16 protein-coding genes are annotated in these 18,124 nt (G+C 68.3%); 4 read left to right on the top strand and 12 right to left on the bottom strand.

Features of this window, described 5'->3' with window-relative positions; all coding sequences use genetic code 11:
- Window positions 1-11 precede the first annotated feature (11 nt).
- From ACY466_RS05560 to ACY466_RS05600, 9 genes are all read right to left on the bottom strand, one after another.
- On the bottom strand, window positions 12-647 hold the full coding sequence (locus ACY466_RS05560) for a potassium-transporting ATPase subunit C (RefSeq protein ID WP_463250506.1): 636 nt from the start codon (window positions 645-647) through the stop codon (window positions 12-14).
- Between the two features lies 1 nt (window position 648).
- Window positions 649-2,733, bottom strand: a complete 2,085-nt coding sequence (kdpB, locus tag ACY466_RS05565; protein ID WP_463250508.1) for a potassium-transporting ATPase subunit KdpB — start codon at window positions 2,731-2,733, stop codon at window positions 649-651.
- Window positions 2,730-4,445 (bottom strand): potassium-transporting ATPase subunit KdpA, encoded by a 1,716-nt coding sequence (gene kdpA / locus ACY466_RS05570; protein WP_463250509.1) that lies wholly within the window; start codon window positions 4,443-4,445, stop codon window positions 2,730-2,732. The genes kdpB and kdpA overlap by 4 nt, the downstream gene beginning before the upstream one ends.
- Window positions 4,446-4,451: 6 nt before the next feature.
- Window positions 4,452-4,550, bottom strand: coding sequence for a potassium-transporting ATPase subunit F (locus tag ACY466_RS05575; protein ID WP_463250511.1), 99 nt, complete (start codon window positions 4,548-4,550; stop codon window positions 4,452-4,454).
- A gap of 240 nt (window positions 4,551-4,790) precedes the next feature.
- Window positions 4,791-5,618: an SDR family NAD(P)-dependent oxidoreductase gene (locus tag ACY466_RS05580; RefSeq protein ID WP_463250513.1), complete on the bottom strand. Its 828-nt coding sequence runs from the start codon at window positions 5,616-5,618 to the stop codon at window positions 4,791-4,793.
- A gap of 212 nt (window positions 5,619-5,830) precedes the next feature.
- Window positions 5,831-8,035, bottom strand: a complete 2,205-nt coding sequence (katG, locus tag ACY466_RS05585; protein WP_463252142.1) for a catalase/peroxidase HPI — start codon at window positions 8,033-8,035, stop codon at window positions 5,831-5,833.
- Window positions 8,036-8,106: 71 nt separating this feature from the next.
- The gene (locus ACY466_RS05590; RefSeq protein ID WP_463252143.1) at window positions 8,107-8,523 is read right to left on the bottom strand and encodes a Fur family transcriptional regulator; all 417 of its coding nucleotides are present in this window, start codon (window positions 8,521-8,523) and stop codon (window positions 8,107-8,109) included.
- Window positions 8,524-8,735: 212 nt separating this feature from the next.
- Window positions 8,736-9,395 (bottom strand): FAS1-like dehydratase domain-containing protein, encoded by a 660-nt coding sequence (locus ACY466_RS05595; RefSeq protein ID WP_463250515.1) that lies wholly within the window; start codon window positions 9,393-9,395, stop codon window positions 8,736-8,738.
- An 81-nt stretch (window positions 9,396-9,476) separates the two neighbouring features.
- Window positions 9,477-9,998, bottom strand: coding sequence for a VOC family protein (locus ACY466_RS05600; protein ID WP_463250516.1), 522 nt, complete (start codon window positions 9,996-9,998; stop codon window positions 9,477-9,479).
- A gap of 91 nt (window positions 9,999-10,089) precedes the next feature.
- Between ACY466_RS05600 and ACY466_RS05605 the strand changes: the two genes are divergently transcribed.
- Window positions 10,090-10,722: a DUF2461 domain-containing protein gene (locus ACY466_RS05605; protein WP_463250518.1), complete on the top strand. Its 633-nt coding sequence runs from the start codon at window positions 10,090-10,092 to the stop codon at window positions 10,720-10,722.
- On the opposite strand, the gene ACY466_RS05610 is transcribed toward ACY466_RS05605, so the two are convergent.
- Window positions 10,707-12,335: a PucR family transcriptional regulator gene (locus ACY466_RS05610; protein WP_463250520.1), complete on the bottom strand. Its 1,629-nt coding sequence runs from the start codon at window positions 12,333-12,335 to the stop codon at window positions 10,707-10,709. The genes ACY466_RS05605 and ACY466_RS05610 overlap by 16 nt on opposite strands.
- A gap of 137 nt (window positions 12,336-12,472) precedes the next feature.
- Here ACY466_RS05610 and pruA point away from each other — a divergent pair, with 137 nt between their 5' ends.
- Window positions 12,473-14,113, top strand: coding sequence for an L-glutamate gamma-semialdehyde dehydrogenase (pruA, locus tag ACY466_RS05615; protein ID WP_463250522.1), 1,641 nt, complete (start codon window positions 12,473-12,475; stop codon window positions 14,111-14,113).
- Window positions 14,113-15,054, top strand: a complete 942-nt coding sequence (locus tag ACY466_RS05620; RefSeq protein ID WP_463250524.1) for a proline dehydrogenase family protein — start codon at window positions 14,113-14,115, stop codon at window positions 15,052-15,054. The genes pruA and ACY466_RS05620 overlap by 1 nt, the downstream gene beginning before the upstream one ends.
- A gap of 370 nt (window positions 15,055-15,424) precedes the next feature.
- On the opposite strand, the gene ACY466_RS05625 is transcribed toward ACY466_RS05620, so the two are convergent.
- A complete protein-coding gene (locus tag ACY466_RS05625) occupies window positions 15,425-16,234 on the bottom strand; it encodes an anti-sigma factor (protein ID WP_463250527.1) in 810 nt (269 codons plus the stop codon).
- Window positions 16,235-16,382: 148 nt separating this feature from the next.
- Window positions 16,383-16,916, bottom strand: coding sequence for an Lrp/AsnC family transcriptional regulator (locus tag ACY466_RS05630; protein ID WP_463250529.1), 534 nt, complete (start codon window positions 16,914-16,916; stop codon window positions 16,383-16,385).
- A gap of 121 nt (window positions 16,917-17,037) precedes the next feature.
- On the opposite strand from ACY466_RS05630, the gene ald reads away from it, so the two are divergent.
- Window positions 17,038-18,123, top strand: a complete 1,086-nt coding sequence (gene ald, locus ACY466_RS05635) for an alanine dehydrogenase (RefSeq protein ID WP_463250531.1) — start codon at window positions 17,038-17,040, stop codon at window positions 18,121-18,123.
- The last annotated feature ends 1 nt before the right edge of the window (window position 18,124 follow it).

The raw sequence follows: 18,124 nt of genomic DNA on the forward strand, positions 1-18,124 counted from the left end.
GGAAGCCGATACTACTGCGCAGCGCAGCCGGGTGCGGTGAGCCCGAGAGCGAGGTTGAGACGGGGGACGTTCACCCGCTCGGCGCCGAGAAAGCCCCACTGCCGACCGGACGTGTTCTCGTCGACGAGGGCGGTCACGTCGGCGACAGCGCGGCCGGTCACCGCGGCGACGCGGGGGATCTGCAGTCGCGCGTAGGCGGGGCTGATGTCCGGGTCGACGCCGGAACCGGACCCGGTCACCGCATCGACGGGTACGGAGGCGGGATCGACGCCCTCCCGCTCGGCGATCCGCGCACGACGGCGATCGACGAAGTCCGCGAGAACCTCGCTGTTGGGGCCGAGGTTGCTCGGTGCCGCTGCCGCCGGGTCGCCGGGAGCGAACGGATCGTCGTCGTCGGGTGAGCCGATCACTCTGGTGTGGAAGAAGGGGTCGCCGTCCCCGGAGGGTTGCGGGTCGACGCCCACGAGCGCGCTGCCCACGACGCAACCGTTCGCGTCGATCAACGCGGAGCCCTCGGCGGAGTCGCGGTCGAGTCGGCTCACCGCCCAGACCGCGGCCGGATAGGCGACGCCGACGACCACGGTCAGGGCCATCAGGACCGCGAAGCCGGCCAGAATCTGCGTGAAGAAGCGTTGCGTGAATCGCATGTCACCCTATCCCTGGAATGAAACGAACGACGAGGTCGATGAGCCAGATGCCGATGAACGGGGTGATCACGCCGCCGAGTCCGTACACCAGCAGATTGCGTCGAAGGAGGACCGAGGCACTCGACGGGACGTAGCGAACCCCTTTCAGTGCCAACGGAATCAAGCCGACGATGACGACGGCATTGAAGATCACCGCGGACAGGATGGCCGACTGCGGTGTGGCCAGACGCATGATGTTCAGGGCGTCGAGCTGGGGGTACACGAGGGAGAACATCGCGGGCAGAATGGCGAAGTACTTCGCGAGGTCGTTGGCGAGCGAGAACGTCGTCAGCGCGCCGCGGGTGATGAGCAGTTGCTTGCCGATCTGGACGATCTCGATGAGTTTGGTCGGATCGGAATCGAGGTCGACCATGTTGCCGGCTTCCTTCGCCGCCGACGTCCCGGTGTTCATCGCGACCCCCACATCGGCCTGCGCCAGGGCCGGGGCGTCGTTGGTGCCGTCGCCCGTCATAGCGACCAGCCGCCCGCCCTCCTGCTCTCGACGGATCAGCGCCAGTTTGTCCTCCGGTGTCGCCTCGGCGAGGAAATCGTCGACCCCGGCCTCGGCGGCGATGGCCGCGGCGGTGAGTGGGTTGTCGCCGGTGACCATGACCGTGCGAATTCCCATGGCGCGCAACCGTGCGAAGCGCTCCGCGATGTGCGGCTTGACCACGTCGGACAGCTCGATCACCCCGAGGGTCCGAGCCGATCCGTTCTCGGTTCCCTCGGCGACCACCAGAGGTGTCGCGCCCGCCTGCGACACGGCGTTCACGGTGGCGCGAACCTCGTTGTCGTCGTCGGTGCCACCGCTCTGCCGAACCCAGGACAGTACGGAATCGGTTGCGCCCTTTCGGATTCTGCGGTCATCGATGTCGATTCCGCTCATCCGGGTCTGGGCCGTGAACGCGACGAAGTCACCGCGCTTCTCGTCGTCGTTCGCCCGCGGGTCGAGGGAGAACTTCTCGTGGCACAGATCGACGATGCTGCGCCCTTCCGGGGTGCCGTCGGCCAGGGACGCCAACCGAGCCGCGCCCGCGAGCTCGTCGGGTGAGACGCCGGGTGCCGGGTGCAGGCGGGTGGCCCGACGGTTCCCGTAGGTGATCGTGCCGGTCTTGTCCATCAGCAAGGTGTCGATGTCGCCGGCCGCCTCCACAGCACGTCCGGACATGGCCAGCACGTTGCGTTGCACCAACCGGTCCATGCCCGCGATTCCGATCGCCGACAGCAGCGCGCCGATGGTGGTGGGGATCAGGCACACCAGCAGGGCGATGAGCTGCACGGGATCCGGCGAGCCGCCGGCGTACGCGGTCATCGGCCCGACGGCCACGACGGCCACGACGAACACGATGGTGAGGGCGGCGAGAAGGATGTTCAGGGCGATCTCGTTGGGGGTCTTGCGACGAGCGGCTCCCTCGACCAGAGCGATCATGCGGTCGACGAACGTCTCACCCGGCCGCGCCGTGATGCGCACGATGATCTCGTCGGACAGCACGACGGTGCCGCCGGTGACCGCCGAACGGTCCCCGCCCGATTCGCGGACCACGGGCGCGGACTCGCCCGTGATCGCGGATTCGTCGACGGTCGCGATGCCCTCCACCACGTCGCCGTCGCCGGGGACGACCTGCCCGGCCGTCACCACCACCTCGTCGCCGACCTGCAGGTGCGCGCTCGGCACCTCGGCGAGGGAGCCGTCGGCGGCGCGGCGGCGGGCGGTGGTGTTCCGGGTGACGGCGCGCAGGCTGGCGGCCTGCGCCTTGCCGCGGCCTTCCGCGACGGATTCGGCGAGGTTCGCGAACACCAGGGTGAACCACAGCCAGGCGGCGACGAGCCAGGAGAACACCGACGGAGTGCCCACGGCGAGAACGGTGGTGACCACCGATCCCACCAGGACCACGAACATCACGGGGTTGCGGGCGAGGTGACGGGGATCGAGTTTGCGGACGGCCGTGGGGATCGACGTCCAGAGTTGGCGGACGTCGAAGGCGCCGGTGCGTACCGCGTCGTCGGGGATGTCCGGAACGGATTCGGTGGGGGCGAACGTGGTCATAGAACTGCCTCTGCGATGGGCCCGAGGGCCAGGGCGGGGAAAAAGGTGAGCGCGGCGACCAGGACGGCGGTGCCCATCAGCAGACCGCCGAACAGGGAGCCGGTGGTGGGAAGCGTGCCCGGGTCGCTCGCGGTGCGCCGGGCGCGGACGAGGGACCCCGCGAGCGCCAGGACGAACAGGATCGGCAGCAGGCGACCGAGGAGCATCGCGAGGCCGAGCGAAGTCTGCAGCCAGTCGCTGGTCGCGCTCAGGCCACCGAAGGCACTGCCGTTGTTGTTGCTCGCGGAGGCGAACGCGTACAGGACCTCGGTGAAGCCGTGGATGGAACCGGGGGAGCCCGGCTCCCCCGAGTTGCCCTGCGCCTCCGGGGTGGAGCTCAGGATCACGGTGATCGAAGTCCCGACGAGCACCAGGATCGGCATCACCAGAACCGACAGTGCGGCCAGCGTGATCTCGCGTCGACCGATCCTCTTGCCCAGGTACTCCGGGCTGCGGCCGACGAGGAGTCCGCCGACGAACACGGCGACGACGGCCAGGATCAGGATTCCGTACAAGCCGGAACCCACACCGCCGGGGGCGATTTCACCCAGCAGGATGTTCAGCAGGACGGCGCCGCCGCCCGCCGCGGACATGCTGTCGTGGGCCGAGTTGACCGCGCCGGTGGACGTACCGGTGGTGGCGACGGCGAACAACGACGATGCCGGGATCCCGAAGCGAACCTCTTTGCCCTCCATCATCGCTCCCGCCGCTCCGGCCGCGACTCCGCGGGCGCCGGACTCGGCGGACAGGGTGATCGCGAGGACGGTGCCGAAGATCGCGGCCATGACCGAGAGCAGCGTGAGGCCCTGCCGGGGGCTGCCCACGAGGGTGCCGAAGGTGCGCGTCAGGCTCACCGGAATCAGCAGGATGGAGATGATCTGCACGATGTTCGACAGTGGGGTGGGGTTCTCGAACGGGTGGGCGGAATTGGCACCGAGGATGCCGCCGCCGTTGGTCCCGATCTCCTTGATCGCCTCCTGGGACGCGACGGGGGCGAGCGCATTGGTCACGGTCGTTCCGTCGAGACCGGTGGAGTCGAAACCGGCGTGAAACGACTGGATGACCCCCTGGGACAACAGGATCAGGGCGACCACGAACGAGAGCGGGAGCAGAATGCGGAGCGTCCCCCGGACGAGGTCGACCCAGAAGTTGCCGAGTTCACCGCCGGCGCGCACCCGGGCGAAGCCGCGGACCAGGGCCATGGCCACGGCCATACCGACCGCGGCGGAGACGAAGTTCTGCACGGCGAGGCCCAGCGCCTGGGTGAGGTGGGACATCGTCGTCTCGGGTGTGTACGACTGCCAGTTGGTGTTGGTGGTGAACGAGATCGCGGTGTTGAACGCCACCGGCGGGCTCACCCCGGGCAGACCGTTGTTCAGCGGCAGGAAACCCTGAACGCGTTGCAGCGCATACAGGAAGAACACGCTCGCCGCCGAGAATCCGAGCACGGACAGGGCGTACCCGCCCCAGGTCTGCTGGGCGCGGGGATCGATGCGGCAGAGTCGGTAGACGGCACTCTCGATGCGCCAGTGGGAGCCGAGTGGGGTGTCGGGGGTGGTCGCCTTGTCGTATCCGTAGACCTTCGCCATGTAGTCCCCGAGCGGGACGTAGGCAGCGGCGAGGACCGCGACGACGACGGCGATCTGAAGGCCGGCGGCCAGTGCGGAGTTCACGGCGTTTTAGAACCTCTCGGGATCGACGAGGGCGACGAAGAGGTACACCGTCACCAGAGCGGCGATCACGATCAGGCCGACGTCGACGACGCCTGCGGTGCTCACGACGTCACGTCGGTGGAGACGAGTGCCTTCAGAATCGACCCGCACGCACCGAAACCCAGTGCGGCGACCGCGAGAAAAGCCAGATCGGCCATGTCGGAGTGCCTTTGCGATGTAGACGTGGGACACGGCGGTCTGCCGTGGCTCTCCAGATCTACGCGTCGACGAGCCGCGATCTCGTCGTCACTACGACATCTTTACGCCCCCCGACGCCTCCCTGACGCAATCTTTATGCGGTCACGCTCACTGCTCGACGGTGGGCCGTCCCACGGCCGGGTGGGCACGGGCGAGCAGAGGCACCAGCAACGTGCGCGGCGCGAGGTGCGCGAGGATCGATCCGACCCGGTTGGCCAAACCCGGCACCGCGACCATTCGTCCGCGGGCGAGGGCGTCGACACCTACCGCCGCGACGTGCTCCGCCGACTTCCACAGCGGCGTCGGCAGCATTTTCTCCGCCTCGTCCTTGGTGAAACCCGCGGCGTCGCCGAACCCGGTGTCCACCGGGCCCGGGCACAGCACCGTCGCCGTCACCCCCGTGCCGGCGAGCTCCCCGACCAGCGACTGGGTGTACGACAGGACGAATGCCTTGCACGCTCCGTAGCCGGCTTGACCCGGAACGGGTTGGAACGCACCGGTGGACGCGACGTTCAGCACCGCGCCGCGGCCGCGGCGGGTCATCCCCGGAAGGAAGCGGGCGCACAGATCGGCGACGGCGACCACGTCCAGTTCGATCATCGCCGTCTCGGCGTTCGGATCGGACTCCGCGACGGTGCCGAAGGTGGCGACCCCGGCGTTGTTGACCAGGATGTCCGGGGTCAGACCGAGGGCGGTGATACGCCCGAGCAGTTCGCTGCGTGCCTCGCGATCGCCGAGATCCGTCGCGAGGACCTCGGCGCGGATCCCGAGGCGTGTCAGTTCGGCCGCGAGGTCGGTCAGCTTGTCGACGCGTCGGGCGACAAGGGTGACTCCGTGACCGCGGCGGGCGAGCTCGCGGGCGATGGCCGCGCCGATGCCGGACGAGGCCCCGGTGACGACGGCCGTGCGATCGGGGGCGGGGCGGGGGAGGTTCACCCGTTTCATCGTAGGCGGGGAGAGTCCGGGGTACGGTGCTCGGCCGCGGCTGGCCCCGCCCTCGCGCACCCTGCAGCGTGATGCTGACGCTGCAGCGTGCGCACGGTGCTGGAGGGTGCGCAGGAACGGGAGCGCGAACACGACAGCACCCCCCCACACAGCACGACACCCCGCGAACCGAAGTTCACGGGGTGTCGGTGGTGCTACGGGACTCAGCTCAGTTCGAACCGGTCCAGCATCATGACCTTGTCCCAGGCGGCGACGAAGTCGTGGACGAACTTCTCCTTCGCGTCGGAGCAGGCGTAGACCTCGGCGATCGCGCGGAGCTCGGAGTTCGATCCGAACACCAGATCGTTGCGCGTGCCGGTCCACTTCTTCTCACCCGTGGCGGCGTCCTTGGCCTCGTAGATGCCGTCCTCCGCGGTGGGAACCCAGTCGCTGCCCATGTCGAGGAGGTTCAGGAAGAAGTCGTTGCTCAGCGTGCCGACCTTGTCGGTGAGAACGCCGTGCGTCGACTGCTTGTGGTTGGCACCGAGAACGCGCAGACCGCCGACCAGCACGGTCATCTCGGGCGCGCTCAGCGACAGCAGGTTCGCGCGGTCGACGAGCGAGTACTCGGCCGGAAGGCGCTGACCCTTGCCCAGGAAGTTGCGGAAGCCGTCGGCCTTGGGCTCGAGGTCCGAGAACGAATCGACGTCCGTCAGTTCCTGCGTGGTGTCCATGCGACCCGGCGTGAACGGCACCGTGACGTCGACGCCCGCGTTCTTCGCGGCCTGCTCGACGGCGGCGACGCCACCGAGGACCACGAGGTCGGCGAACGAGACCGTTCCGGAGAACGACTCCTGGATGCCCTCGAGCACCCGGATGACGCGCGTGAGCTCGTCGGGCTCGTTGACCTCCCAGCCGACCTGCGGCTGCAGGCGGAGGCGGCCACCGTTGGCGCCGCCGCGCTTGTCGCTGATGCGGAACGACGAGGCTGCGGCCCATGCGGCCGAGATCAGCTGCTCGCCGGTGAGCTCCGAGTCGAGGATCGTCTGCTTGAGCTCGGCGATCTGGGCCTCACCGATCAGCTCGTGATCGACGGCCGGAATCGGGTCCTGCCAGAGCAGCGTCTCGGACGGGATCTCGGGACCGAGGTAACGCGAAACGGGTCCCATGTCGCGGTGGGTGAGCTTGAACCAGGCCTTCTGGAACTCTTCGGCGAGCTCCTCCGGGTGATCGAGCCAGCGACGGGTGATCTGCTCGTAGATCGGGTCGACGCGCATCGCGATGTCCGAGGTGAGCATCATCGGCTGGTGGCGCTTGTTCGGATCGGCGGGGTCGGGGACCAGGTCCGCGCCCTCGCCGTTCTTCGGACGCCACTGCCATGCGCCGCCGGGTCCCTTGTGGACCTCCCACTCGTAGCCGTACAGCGTCTCGAGGAAGGTGTTGTCCCACGTCGTCGGGGTCGGCGTCCAGGTGCCCTCGAGGCCGCTGGTGATCGCGTCCGCGCCGACACCGCTCTTGTAGCTGTTCTTCCAGCCGAGGCCCATCTGCTCGATGGGTGCGCCCTCGGGCTCGGCGCCGATGTGGGCGTCGGGGTCGGCGGCGCCGTGCACCTTGCCGAAGGTGTGTCCACCGATGGCGAGCGCTGCGGTCTCGATGTCGTTCATGGCCATGCGGCCGAAGGTCTCGCGGATGTCCATGGCGGACTGGGCGGGCTCCGGGTTGCCGTTGGGGCCTTCGGGATTGACGTAGATCAGGCCCATCTGGACCGCGGCGAGCGGGTTCTCGAGGCTCTGGCGCGTCTCGCCGTAGCGCTCGTCGCCCAGCCAGGTCTGCTCGGGACCCCAGTACACGTCCTCCTCGGGCTCCCACGAGTCGACGCGTCCACCGGCGAAGCCGTAGGTCGGCAGACCCATGTCCTCGATGGCCACGTTGCCGGTGAGCACGATGAGGTCGGCCCAGGACAGCTTGCGGCCGTACTTCTGCTTGACCGGCCAGATCAGACGACGGGCCTTGTCCAGGCTCGCGTTGTCGGGCCAGCTGTTCAGCGGTGCGAAGCGCTGCATTCCGGCACCGGCGCCGCCGCGTCCGTCCTGCTTGCGGTACGTGCCCGCAGCGTGCCACGCCATGCGAATGAAGAAGGGGCCGTAGTGGCCGAAGTCCGCGGGCCACCAGGGCTGCGAATCGGTCATCAGCGCGCGGATGTCCTCCTTGACCTCGTTCAGGTCGAGGGAGTTGAACTCGGCGGCGTAGTCGTAGTCGGCGCCCATGGGGTCACCGACGGCCGGGTTCTTCTTCAGGATCTTCAGGTTGAGGGCCTTGGGCCACCATTCCCGATTGCTGCCACCCTCGACGGGCATCGGCATCGAGTCGTGCATGACGGGGCACTTGCCACCCTCGGACGCGCCGTCCTGAGGCTGCGCCTGGTTCATGTCTTTTTCGCGTGTGGTGTGGTCTTCGGACACGAGTTTCCTTCCGGGAGTAGACATACGGTCCTTCTCGATCAGGACCCTGATCGGGCTGCCGCGTGGTTGGAGCAGGAGCCGCACAGACCCCAGTAGATGATTTCGGCTTCGTCCACGGTGAAGTCGTGGAATTCCGAGGGGGTCAGGCACGGGGCCGCGCCGACGGCGCATTCGACGTCGGCGATGGCACCGCACGAACGGCACACGAGATGGTGGTGGTTGTCTCCGATTCGGCTCTCGTACCGGGCCACCGACCCGGACGGTTGGATCCGCCGGATCAACCCGGCAGCGGTGAGCGCGCTCAGAACGTCGTAGACGGCCTGGCGTGAGACGTCCGGAAGTGTGGCCCGAACGGCTCCGAACAGAGTGTCGGTATCGGCATGTGGATGAGCGTGGACCGCGTCGAGCATCGCCAGCCGAGGACGAGTGACTCGGAGCGCGGCACTACGCAGCATCTCCGGGTAGTTCGTCGGCGTGGTCACAACTCTCATTATGCATACGTTTCTGGAACCGGTCCAGTAAACGAAGAAAGTCGCGCGCTTCTGTCACGGGTCACCGCGATCCGCACGGGTTTCGAGTGTCCGCACCGCCTACAGCGCGCAGAACACGGTGCGAACCGCACACAACCGGTGCGAATCGCGATCTCCGACCGAGAGGCGAACCGAGGTCAGTGATTGGCCCCGATCCGCGGCACACCCGCGGGCAGGACGGAGTCGACCAGGGCGATGGCCGCCGGATCTGCCTCGGAGTCGGACCGGGCGATGAAGGTGGTCGAACTGGTGCAGACCGGTTCCCCCTCGTGGGAGAGGTTGTTCTGCACCACGATGATGTCGTTGCCGGCGATCTGGCGGATCGAGACGACCTCCAGCTCGGAGACGAGTTTGTCGCCCTGCATCACCGGACGGTGCAACACGAAGCCCTGTTCGGTCTGCAGCACGGCCGTGATCTCGTACTCCACGAGGATGAAGTTGAAGAGGTAGTCGATGGCGATCGAGCCGACGACGCTGACGAAGGTGGCGGGAGCGACGAGGCCGCTGTACCCCATCTCCGCAGCGACCGCCGGGTCGTGGTGCGCGCGGTGATCGTTCTGGATGGAGCGGGCCAGCTCGCGGATCTTCTCGCGGCCCACCTCGTAGTAATCGGGCATCACGTACTTCTGCCCGACGAGGTGTTTGGTGCGCTCGTACCGCTCGTCGTCGTGCGCGGCGCTGCTCGCCGCGTCGGAGGCGATGAGGGGAGTCTCCGCGGGCGTCGGCATCGCGCCGGTGGCAGCGGCGTCGCTCTCGCGAGTCGATTCGGTCTGACCGTGAACCATGTCGGTGGACACCGATTACCTCTCCGTCGGGGGCACGAGGCGACCGGAACGTGACGTGCGACACACCCGCCCGGTCGACGTTGTGACGTGATCCTACGTGAGGCGGGGTCCTCCCTCGCTCCGAGTGTCGACCCGAGCTACGCCGTTGCCCTCGTGTGCGGTCTCGAGGTCCGCGACCACGATCTTGGTCATCGACAGCATCGCCTGCATCACCCGCCGAGATGCTGCGGGATCGGGATCGCTCAGCAGCCGGGGAAGCTGCACGGGCACGATCTGCCAGGACACGCCGAACCGGTCCTTGCACCAGGCGCACTGCGATTCGGACCCGCCGTCGGCGACGAGCGCGTTCCAGTACCGGTCCACCTCGTCCTGGTCGGCGCAGCTCACCGAGAACGAGATCGCCTCGGTGAACGCGAACATGGGACCACCGTTGAGGGCGTTGAACCGTTGGCCGAAGAGTTCGAAGTCGACCGTCATCACGCTTCCGGACCGGCCGGGACCGGAATCGCCGTAACGGACGACGTCGAGCACCCGTCCGCCGAACAGCGAGACGTAGAAATCGACGGCCTCCTCGGCGCGGTCGTCGAACCAGAGGCTGGGCGTGATCTTCTGCATGGTGTTCTCCCGTCGAATGCGTCAACCGTGTCGAGATGGAGACTTCGCGTCGCCGTCGGACTCATCGCACGGGCAGCTATCGTCGGAAACCATGAGCGCCTTCACCGGTATCCCCGAAACCGCGCTCGATTTCTACGAGGACCTCGAGGCCGACAACAGCAAGGCGTGGTGGGCGGAGCACAAGCACGTCTACGACGCCGACGTCCGCGGACCGGTGTCCGCGCTGGCGGAGGTCCTGGCCGACGAGTTCGGCCCCGCGAAGCTCTTCCGCCCCCACCGCGACGTCAGGTTCTCCAAGGACAAGACGCCGTACAAGGTGCATCAGGGGGCGTTCGTTCCGGTGGCGCCGTCCGCCGGCTACTACGTCCAGGTCGATGCCGAGGGGCTGATGGTCGCCGGCGGTTTCTACGACGCGACCCCGGATTCCATCGCCCGGTTCCGCGCTGTGGTGGACGACGACGTGCGCGGCCGCGAGCTCGAGGGTGTGATCGCGCGGTTGGAGAAGAAGGGGTACCAGCGCGGAGGCGAGCGGCTGAAGACCAAGCCGCGTGGCTTCGAGATCGACCACCCCCGCATCGACCTGCTGCGCCACAAGTCGCTCACCATGAGCCACATGTTCGGCGCCCCACCGTGGTTGGACACGCCCGAGTGCGCGGACCGGGTGCGGGCCGCGTTCCGCGACCTGACTCCGGTGGTCGACTGGTGCCGTCAGATACTGGCCTGACGATCCCGACGCCGTGACACGGCCAGTTGAACCTCGAGCAGCAGGCGCGCCGCCGGGTCGGTGAGGTCGCTGCCGATGATCTCCTCGACACGCCGGATGCGGTAGCGCAGCGTGTTCGGGTGGACGTGCAGATCCGCGGCGGCCGCGCGGACGTCGCCGAAGCGGCGGAGGTAGGTCTCGACGCTCTCGCGCATCGTCGACGACGATGCCGCGTCGTACGCGATCAGGGCGTCGACCCGTGGGTCGCGGAGCGCGTCGTCGGCGCCGACGAGGTCGAGGATCTCACCCAGCAGCACGGACGTACGCGAGTCGGCGAGCGTCGTCACCCGGTCCGCGCCGACCGTCCCGTCGAGAACTCGATCGACCTCCGCCCGGGCGGACGCGACCTCGGCCAGACCCGCGACGGGAGTGGCCACCGCCGCTCGCAGCACCGCCCCGGTGCGGACCTCGATTCCCTCCAGCAACTGCCGCGTCCACCCCGAGACCGACGCGCCCGCATCCGTGTGGGCGATGACGACGTAGACGCGGTCGTCCACGGTGGTGACGAGCGACGTGCGATGAAACGAGCTGGCGTGCAACCTGATCGCGGGGGCCAACCGGGTGGCGGCGGAGGCGGGACCGTCGTCCGCGGTGGCGATGCCGATCACGGCGGCCGACCCGTCGGTGGAAATCGACAGCGCCGACGCGAGCGAGGGGACGTCGACCCCACCGCCGCGCGCCCCGATCAGGCGTTGGATCTGCAGGGCCTCGTTGGTCGGCGCTGCGAGGATCTGAGTGATCAGGCGAGCGGCGACGGCGGCCGCGCCCCGCAGGACGGCCTCGGCGTCCTCGGCGATGGGGCGCCCACCCTCCTGGATCCACAGGGTGCCGAGGAGTCGGCGACGATCCGCGTCGGCGCCGCGGATGCTGGTGACGAAGCGTCGCCGGATACCGAGATCGGGGTGCGCAGGGACCTCGACCACCTCGTCGGACCGTCGGAGGCGGTCGTAGACCCCCCAGTCCTCGAGGCGCCGGAGGTATTCGACGGGTCCCTCTCGGCCGAGGATCGACAGGGTCCGTAGCTCGTCCGCCTGGTCGTCGGATGCCGAGTAGGCGAGCACGTGGGCGCGCTCGTCCTCGATGCTCACCATGGCGCGAGTCAGCGAGGCCACCGTGTGTGCGAGCCCGAAGAGGTCGGTGTCCGTGCCCGCGAGATCCTCGTGGCCGGCGGGTGCTTCGGTGCGGGCGCCGACGTGGTCGAGGACGCCGCGCACCATGGACAGCAGGCGGTCCCAGCGCGTGTGGGAGTGCACGGCGATCACGGCGACGCCCGCCGTTCGGGCCGCATCTCGCACGGCTCCCGACGCGTCGATCTTGGTCATGATCGCGGCGGGACGCCGGTCCGGTTCGCGGTCCGCGATGCCGTCGAGCCATTCCCGCACCTCGGGGTCGCGCACTCCGGCGAGGAGATAGAGATCCGCGGCCGTGGCGGACTCGGCGGCGAGGTCGTCGGCATCGACCAGAGCGACCGACGCGATGGGAACGCCGAGACCGTTCGGCGCATCGAGCAACTCGACGAACGCGGCGTTGAGCGCGTGGAGCAGAGCGCCGAGCGTGGAGGTGGCGGCGGGCATCCGCCCAGGATAGGTGCGGTTGGCCGATCGAACAATCAACCCGTCACGAGTTCATCGGATCGGCCGAATACCGGTGGCCGGAAAAGGTCTTGAGTAGAGCCACACGCCGACGAACCACTGCAGAAGGAGGTCCCACCATGGACGCCATCACCTCGGTGCCCACACCGATCAACGAGCCGGTGCACTCGTACGCCCCGGACAGCCCCGAGCGCGCGAAGCTCGTCGCGCAGCTCGATCGGCTCGCCGCGGAACCCACGGAGATCACCCAGGTCATCGGCGGGACGCATCGGCACGCATCGGGTCCGCGGGAGAACGTCGTGCAGCCACACCGGCACTCCGCCGTGATCGGCAGCTTCGCCAACGCGACCCACCAGGACGTGCACGACGCCATCGAGGCGGCCACCGCGGCGGCTCCCGCCTGGCGCGACCTCCCCTTCGACGAGCGGGCCGCCGTCTTCCTTCGCGCCGCCGACCTGCTGTCCGGTCCGTGGCGCGAGACCATGGCGGCCGCGACCATGCTGGGTCAGTCGAAGTCCGCGTACCAGGCCGAGATCGACACCCCCTGCGAGCTCATCGACTTCTGGCGGTTCAACGTCTCGTTCGCCCGGCAGATCATGGCCGACCAGCCCGTCTCCTCGGCCGGGATGTGGAATCGAGTGGAGTACCGCCCCCTCGAGGGCTTCGTCTACGCCATCACGCCGTTCAACTTCACCGCGATCGCCGGCAACCTGCCCACCGCGCCGGCGCTGATGGGCAACACCGTCATCTGGAAGCCGTCGCCCACCCAGGCCGTCGCGGCGTACCTCACCATGCAGCTTCTGGAAGCCGCCGGACTGCCTCCCGGCGTGATCAATCTGGTGATCGGCGACGGACCGATGGTGTCCGAGGTCGCGCTGAAGGATCCCCGCCTCGCGGGCATCCATTTCACCGGGTCCACCGCCACGTTCCAGCGGCTGTGGTCCGACGTGGGTCGCAACATCGGCACCTACGACGGCTACCCGCGACTGGTCGGCGAGACCGGTGGCAAGGACTTCGTCGTGGCCCACAGCTCGGCGAACCCGGAGGTCCTCTCCACCGCGCTGCTGCGCGGCGCCTTCGACTACCAGGGCCAGAAGTGCTCCGCGGCGTCGCGGGCCTTCGTGCCGAAGTCGGTGTGGGCGCGCATGGGTGAGCAGTTCATCGATGCCGCCGCGTCGCTGTCCTACGGCGACGTCACGGATCTCTCCCACTTCGGTGGCGCCGTCATCGACCGAAAGTCCTTCGACCGCAACGCCGCTGCCCTCGAGCGAGCCAAGTCGACGACCGGTCTGACCATCGCGGCCGGCGGCACGTGCGACGACTCGGTCGGCTACTTCGTCGATCCCACGGTGCTCCTCGGCGACGATCCCGCCGACGACGCCTTCCACACCGAGTACTTCGGACCCATCCTCGCCGTGCACGTGTACGACGACACGAAGCCCGGTGCGTTCACGGATCTGTTGACGCGGGTGGACGCGGACTCGAAGTACGCGCTGACGGGGTCGATCATCGCCGACGATCGAACCGCGGTCACGCAGGCCACCTCCGCACTGCGATTCGCCGCCGGCAACTTCTACGTCAACGACAAACCGTCCGGAGCCGTGGTCGGACAGCAACCGTTCGGTGGTGCCCGCGCGTCGGGCACCAACGACAAGGCCGGATCGCCGCAGAACCTGCTGCGCTGGGCGTCGGCTCGCACCATCAAGGAAACGTTCGTTCCGGCCACCGACCACCGCTACCCCCACCAGGGAGTGCAGTGATGTCGGCGAACCCGTTGCGGCCCGTGCTGCTGGCCGCGGCGCGTTCGGCGCGCCTCGAGAAGTTGGTGGTCACCTCTCCGGTGACCCGCCGGGTGGTCGATCGTTTCGTCGCCGGCAGCACCGAGGCCGACGCCGTGGCCTCGGTGCGGACGCTCCTCGAGTCCGGTCGCGCCGTGAGCGTCGACCATCTCGGGGAGGACACCACCGAGCTCGCGCAGGCCACCGCCACCGTCGACGCGTACCTCTCGCTGCTGCGGGCGTACGCCGACATCACGGTTCCCTCGTCGGTGACTCCGCCGCTGGAGATCTCGCTGAAGCTGTCGGCTCTCGGGCAGTCGCTGCCGGGTGACGGGGACGCGGTCGCGACGGCCAACGCCCACAAGATCTGCACGGCCGCCGATACCGTCGGCGCGTTGGTCACGGTCGACGCCGAGGACCACACCACCACGGATTCGACGCTGGCGATCGTCCGGGAACTCCGCAAGGACTTCCCGACGCTCGGCACCGTGTTGCAGGCCTACCTGCACCGCACCGAGCAGGACTGCCGCGACTTCTCGGGCGCAGGGTCGCGTATCCGGCTGTGCAAGGGTGCCTACGACGAACCGTCGACGGTCGCCTACCGGTCGACGGCCGAGGTCGACGCGTCGTACGAGCGGTGCCTGCGGGTGCTCATGAAGGGCGACGGCTACCCGATGGTCGCGAGTCACGATCCGCGGATGATCGAGGCGGCCCTGAGTTACGGACGCCCGGCGGAGACGATGGAGTTCCAGATGCTCTACGGCATCCGGGACCTCGAGCAACAGCGGTTGGCCCGGTCCGGCCACACCGTGCGCGTGTACGTGCCGTTCGGAACGCAGTGGTACGGCTACTTCATGCGCCGACTCGCCGAGCGGCCCGCCAACACCACGTTCTTCCTACGGTCGTTGCTCACCCGCGGCTGAGGGGCGTCGGTTCGCCCGGCCGTCGAAGGTGCCGTCCCGGCACGTCGATCCCAGGGCCGGGCTGAACACGGTGTCACCGCACTCACGGCAATGGTGAGTGCGGTGATGCCCGATCCCGCACGAACACGCGCGGGCTCCGACCAGGACCGTCCGAGCTCGGAGTTCGTGTCCGTTGCCGCAGCGCTCGGGGGCCTCCTCGTGCCAGAGGCCGGCGGGCATGCGCTGCAGATTTCGGCGTCGATTCATCACGATGACTCCAGATGAGACGGACGTCGTGAGGGAAGGTCAGACGTGAGCGGGTGGTGCGCTCACTCTAGCGGTTATCGAACGGGCGTTCGAACCCGTTGGGACGAATTCGGGAGTCCCCGGGTCAGGTCAGATCGACGCGGGCGATCGGCGCCGAGGTGGGAGACGTCGAACCGCCCGTCGGTTCGACCGTGATCGAGAGAGCCTCGGCTCCGTCGACCGGTACCGACTGCGGATTCTCGGTCATGACTCCCACCGACACGGGCCCGCCGTCGATCAGCCACACCTGATACACCGATCCGGCGGGCGGATCGGAGACGCCGGCCATCGCCACCGTCGCGGTGGGGTCGCCGGGGGTGTGGGTGACGGTCATCGTGCCGCCACCGGTCACCGAAGCCTGGATCGACGTGGCCGCGATCTCCTCCGTGGTGGGGCTCGCGGTCTGTTCGAGCACGACGCCTCCGCCGATTCCGACGGCGACCACCGCGATCGCCGCGGCGGCACCCAGCCGCCACCGGCGACTGCGACCGGCGAGCGGAACGACGGTCCCCTCGTATCGGGTGCGGTCGAATTCTCGGGATTCGGATTCGACCGGAATGTCGGAATTCGATTCGACGTCCGGGTCCGCACCGATCGCGTCGGGAGCGACCTGTTCGGTGGTCCCCACGGCGTCGAGGATGCGACTGCGTAGATCCGCGGGGGGCGGAACGTACACGGAATGTCCTGCGACAGCCATGGTTTCACGAACGTCGCGAGTGATGGCGTCGAACTTGCGTCGGGTCAGAGCATCACTGTTGTCGAGGCGGGTCATCGTCTCGTAGTGCTCCGACGCGGCCATCGCGTCGAGTGCGCAGATGTAGGCCAACTCGACGAGATCGCGGTCCGGCATCGGAGTCACCGAGGCGTCGGCGCGCGAATTGTCATCGCTTTTCACGCTCAGCCTCCATATATCGACAACCGTGGACGAAGAGACGTCCTTTCGGCCGCGAGAACAACGTGTGTTTCTCTTCTGTGGTTCATAGGGGTATTCGGCGCGCTCGGCCCTCCGGATGGGACAGGGCAGGTCGTGGGCCGCTACGGGATCACGGCCGGGGATGCTCGCGCACGCCGGTGCGCGGACGGATGTGTTCGAAGATCAGTGTGGTCTCGGTCGCGGCCACGGACGGGTGGTCGCTCAGATTCTGCACCACGAAATCCCGGAGCTGAGCGGTGTCCCGCATGGCCACGTGCATCAGATAATCGTCGGCGCCCGCGATGAAATAGACGTCGAGCACCTCCGGGTGCACGGCGAACGACTCGGCGAACTCGCTCAGGTGCCGCCGCGCCCCGGCGTGCAGTCGGACCGCGATCATCGCCCGCAGGCCCTGGCCCAGTGCGCTCGGGTCGATGTCCGCGTGGAAACCCCGAATGACTCCGCGCTCGACGAGCGCGCGCACGCGGCCGAGGCAGGTGGACGGTGCGATGCCGGCGAGGGCGGCGAGGGCGTTGTTCGGGATGCGGGCGTCGCGCGCGAGTGCGGCGAGCAGCGCGTGGTCGATTCGATCCAATCGCACCGATCGAACATCGTTCGGCGGAATGGATTCAGCCCGGCCGCTGTTCGAAGAATCCGATTCCATGATCCGAGTTTACAGAATGATGTTCACATCCGTTGCCGTGAATTGCTCACGAGTTCAGGATTATGGGCAATCCCGCGGAACCGCCGGGGATGGCCGTGAAGCCCACGAATCGGAGAACGAGATGAAGATCGGGATCCCCCGCGAGATCAAGAACCACGAGTACCGTGTCGCGATCAGCCCCGCCGGAGTGCACGAGCTCGTGGTGCGCGGCCACGACGTGGTGGTGGAAGCGAACGCCGGTCTCGGCTCGTCCTTCGACGACGCGGACTACAAGGCGTCGGGCGCCCGCATTCTCTCGACCGCGGACGAGGTGTGGGAGACCGCCGATCTGCTGCTGAAGGTGAAAGAGCCGGTGGCCGAGGAGTATTCGCGCCTTCGGTCGGACCAGGTGCTGTTCACCTACCTTCACCTCGCCGCGTCGGCACCGTGCACGGACGCGCTGCTCGCGTCGGGCACCACGGCCATCGCCTACGAGACGGTCACCGGCGCCGGTGGTGGGCTGCCGTTGCTCGCGCCGATGAGCGAGGTCGCGGGCCGGCTCGCCACCCAGGCCGGCGCGTACCAGCTGATGAAGCAGGCCGGCGGCCGCGGCGTCCTGATGGGCGGCGTTCCCGGAGTCGCCCCGGCCGACGTCGTGGTGATCGGCGCGGGTGTCTCGGGCGCCAACGCCGTCGCCATGGCCCACGGTCTCGGCGCGTCCGTCACCGTCCTGGACCTCGACATCGCACGACTGCGTGAGATCGACGCTCGCTACGGCGGGCAGGTCAAGACGCTCGTGTCCAACTCGTGGGCCCTCGAGCGCGCGGTGATGAACGCGGATCTGGTGATCGGCGCCGTGCTGGTCCCCGGCGCGAAGGCGCCGACCCTGGTCTCCAACGGACTGGTCGCCCGGATGCGCCCCGGCTCGGTGCTCGTCGACATCGCCATCGATCAGGGCGGATGCTTCGAGGACTCCCGCCCCACCACGCACGACGCGCCGACGTTCACCGTTCACGACTCGGTCTTCTACTGCGTCGCCAACATGCCCGGATCCGTGCCGCGCACCTCCACCCAGGCGCTGACCAACGCCACGCTGCCCTACGTCATCGCCCTCGCCGATCTCGGCTGGGAGAAGGCCTGCGAGACGGTCCCCGGGTTGAAGAACGGGCTGAGTGTGCACGCGGGTGAGTTGATGTCCGAGACGGTCGCGGCTGCGCTCGGTCGCTGAC

This window comes from Rhodococcus sp. K11/5 (assembly GCF_055193735.1).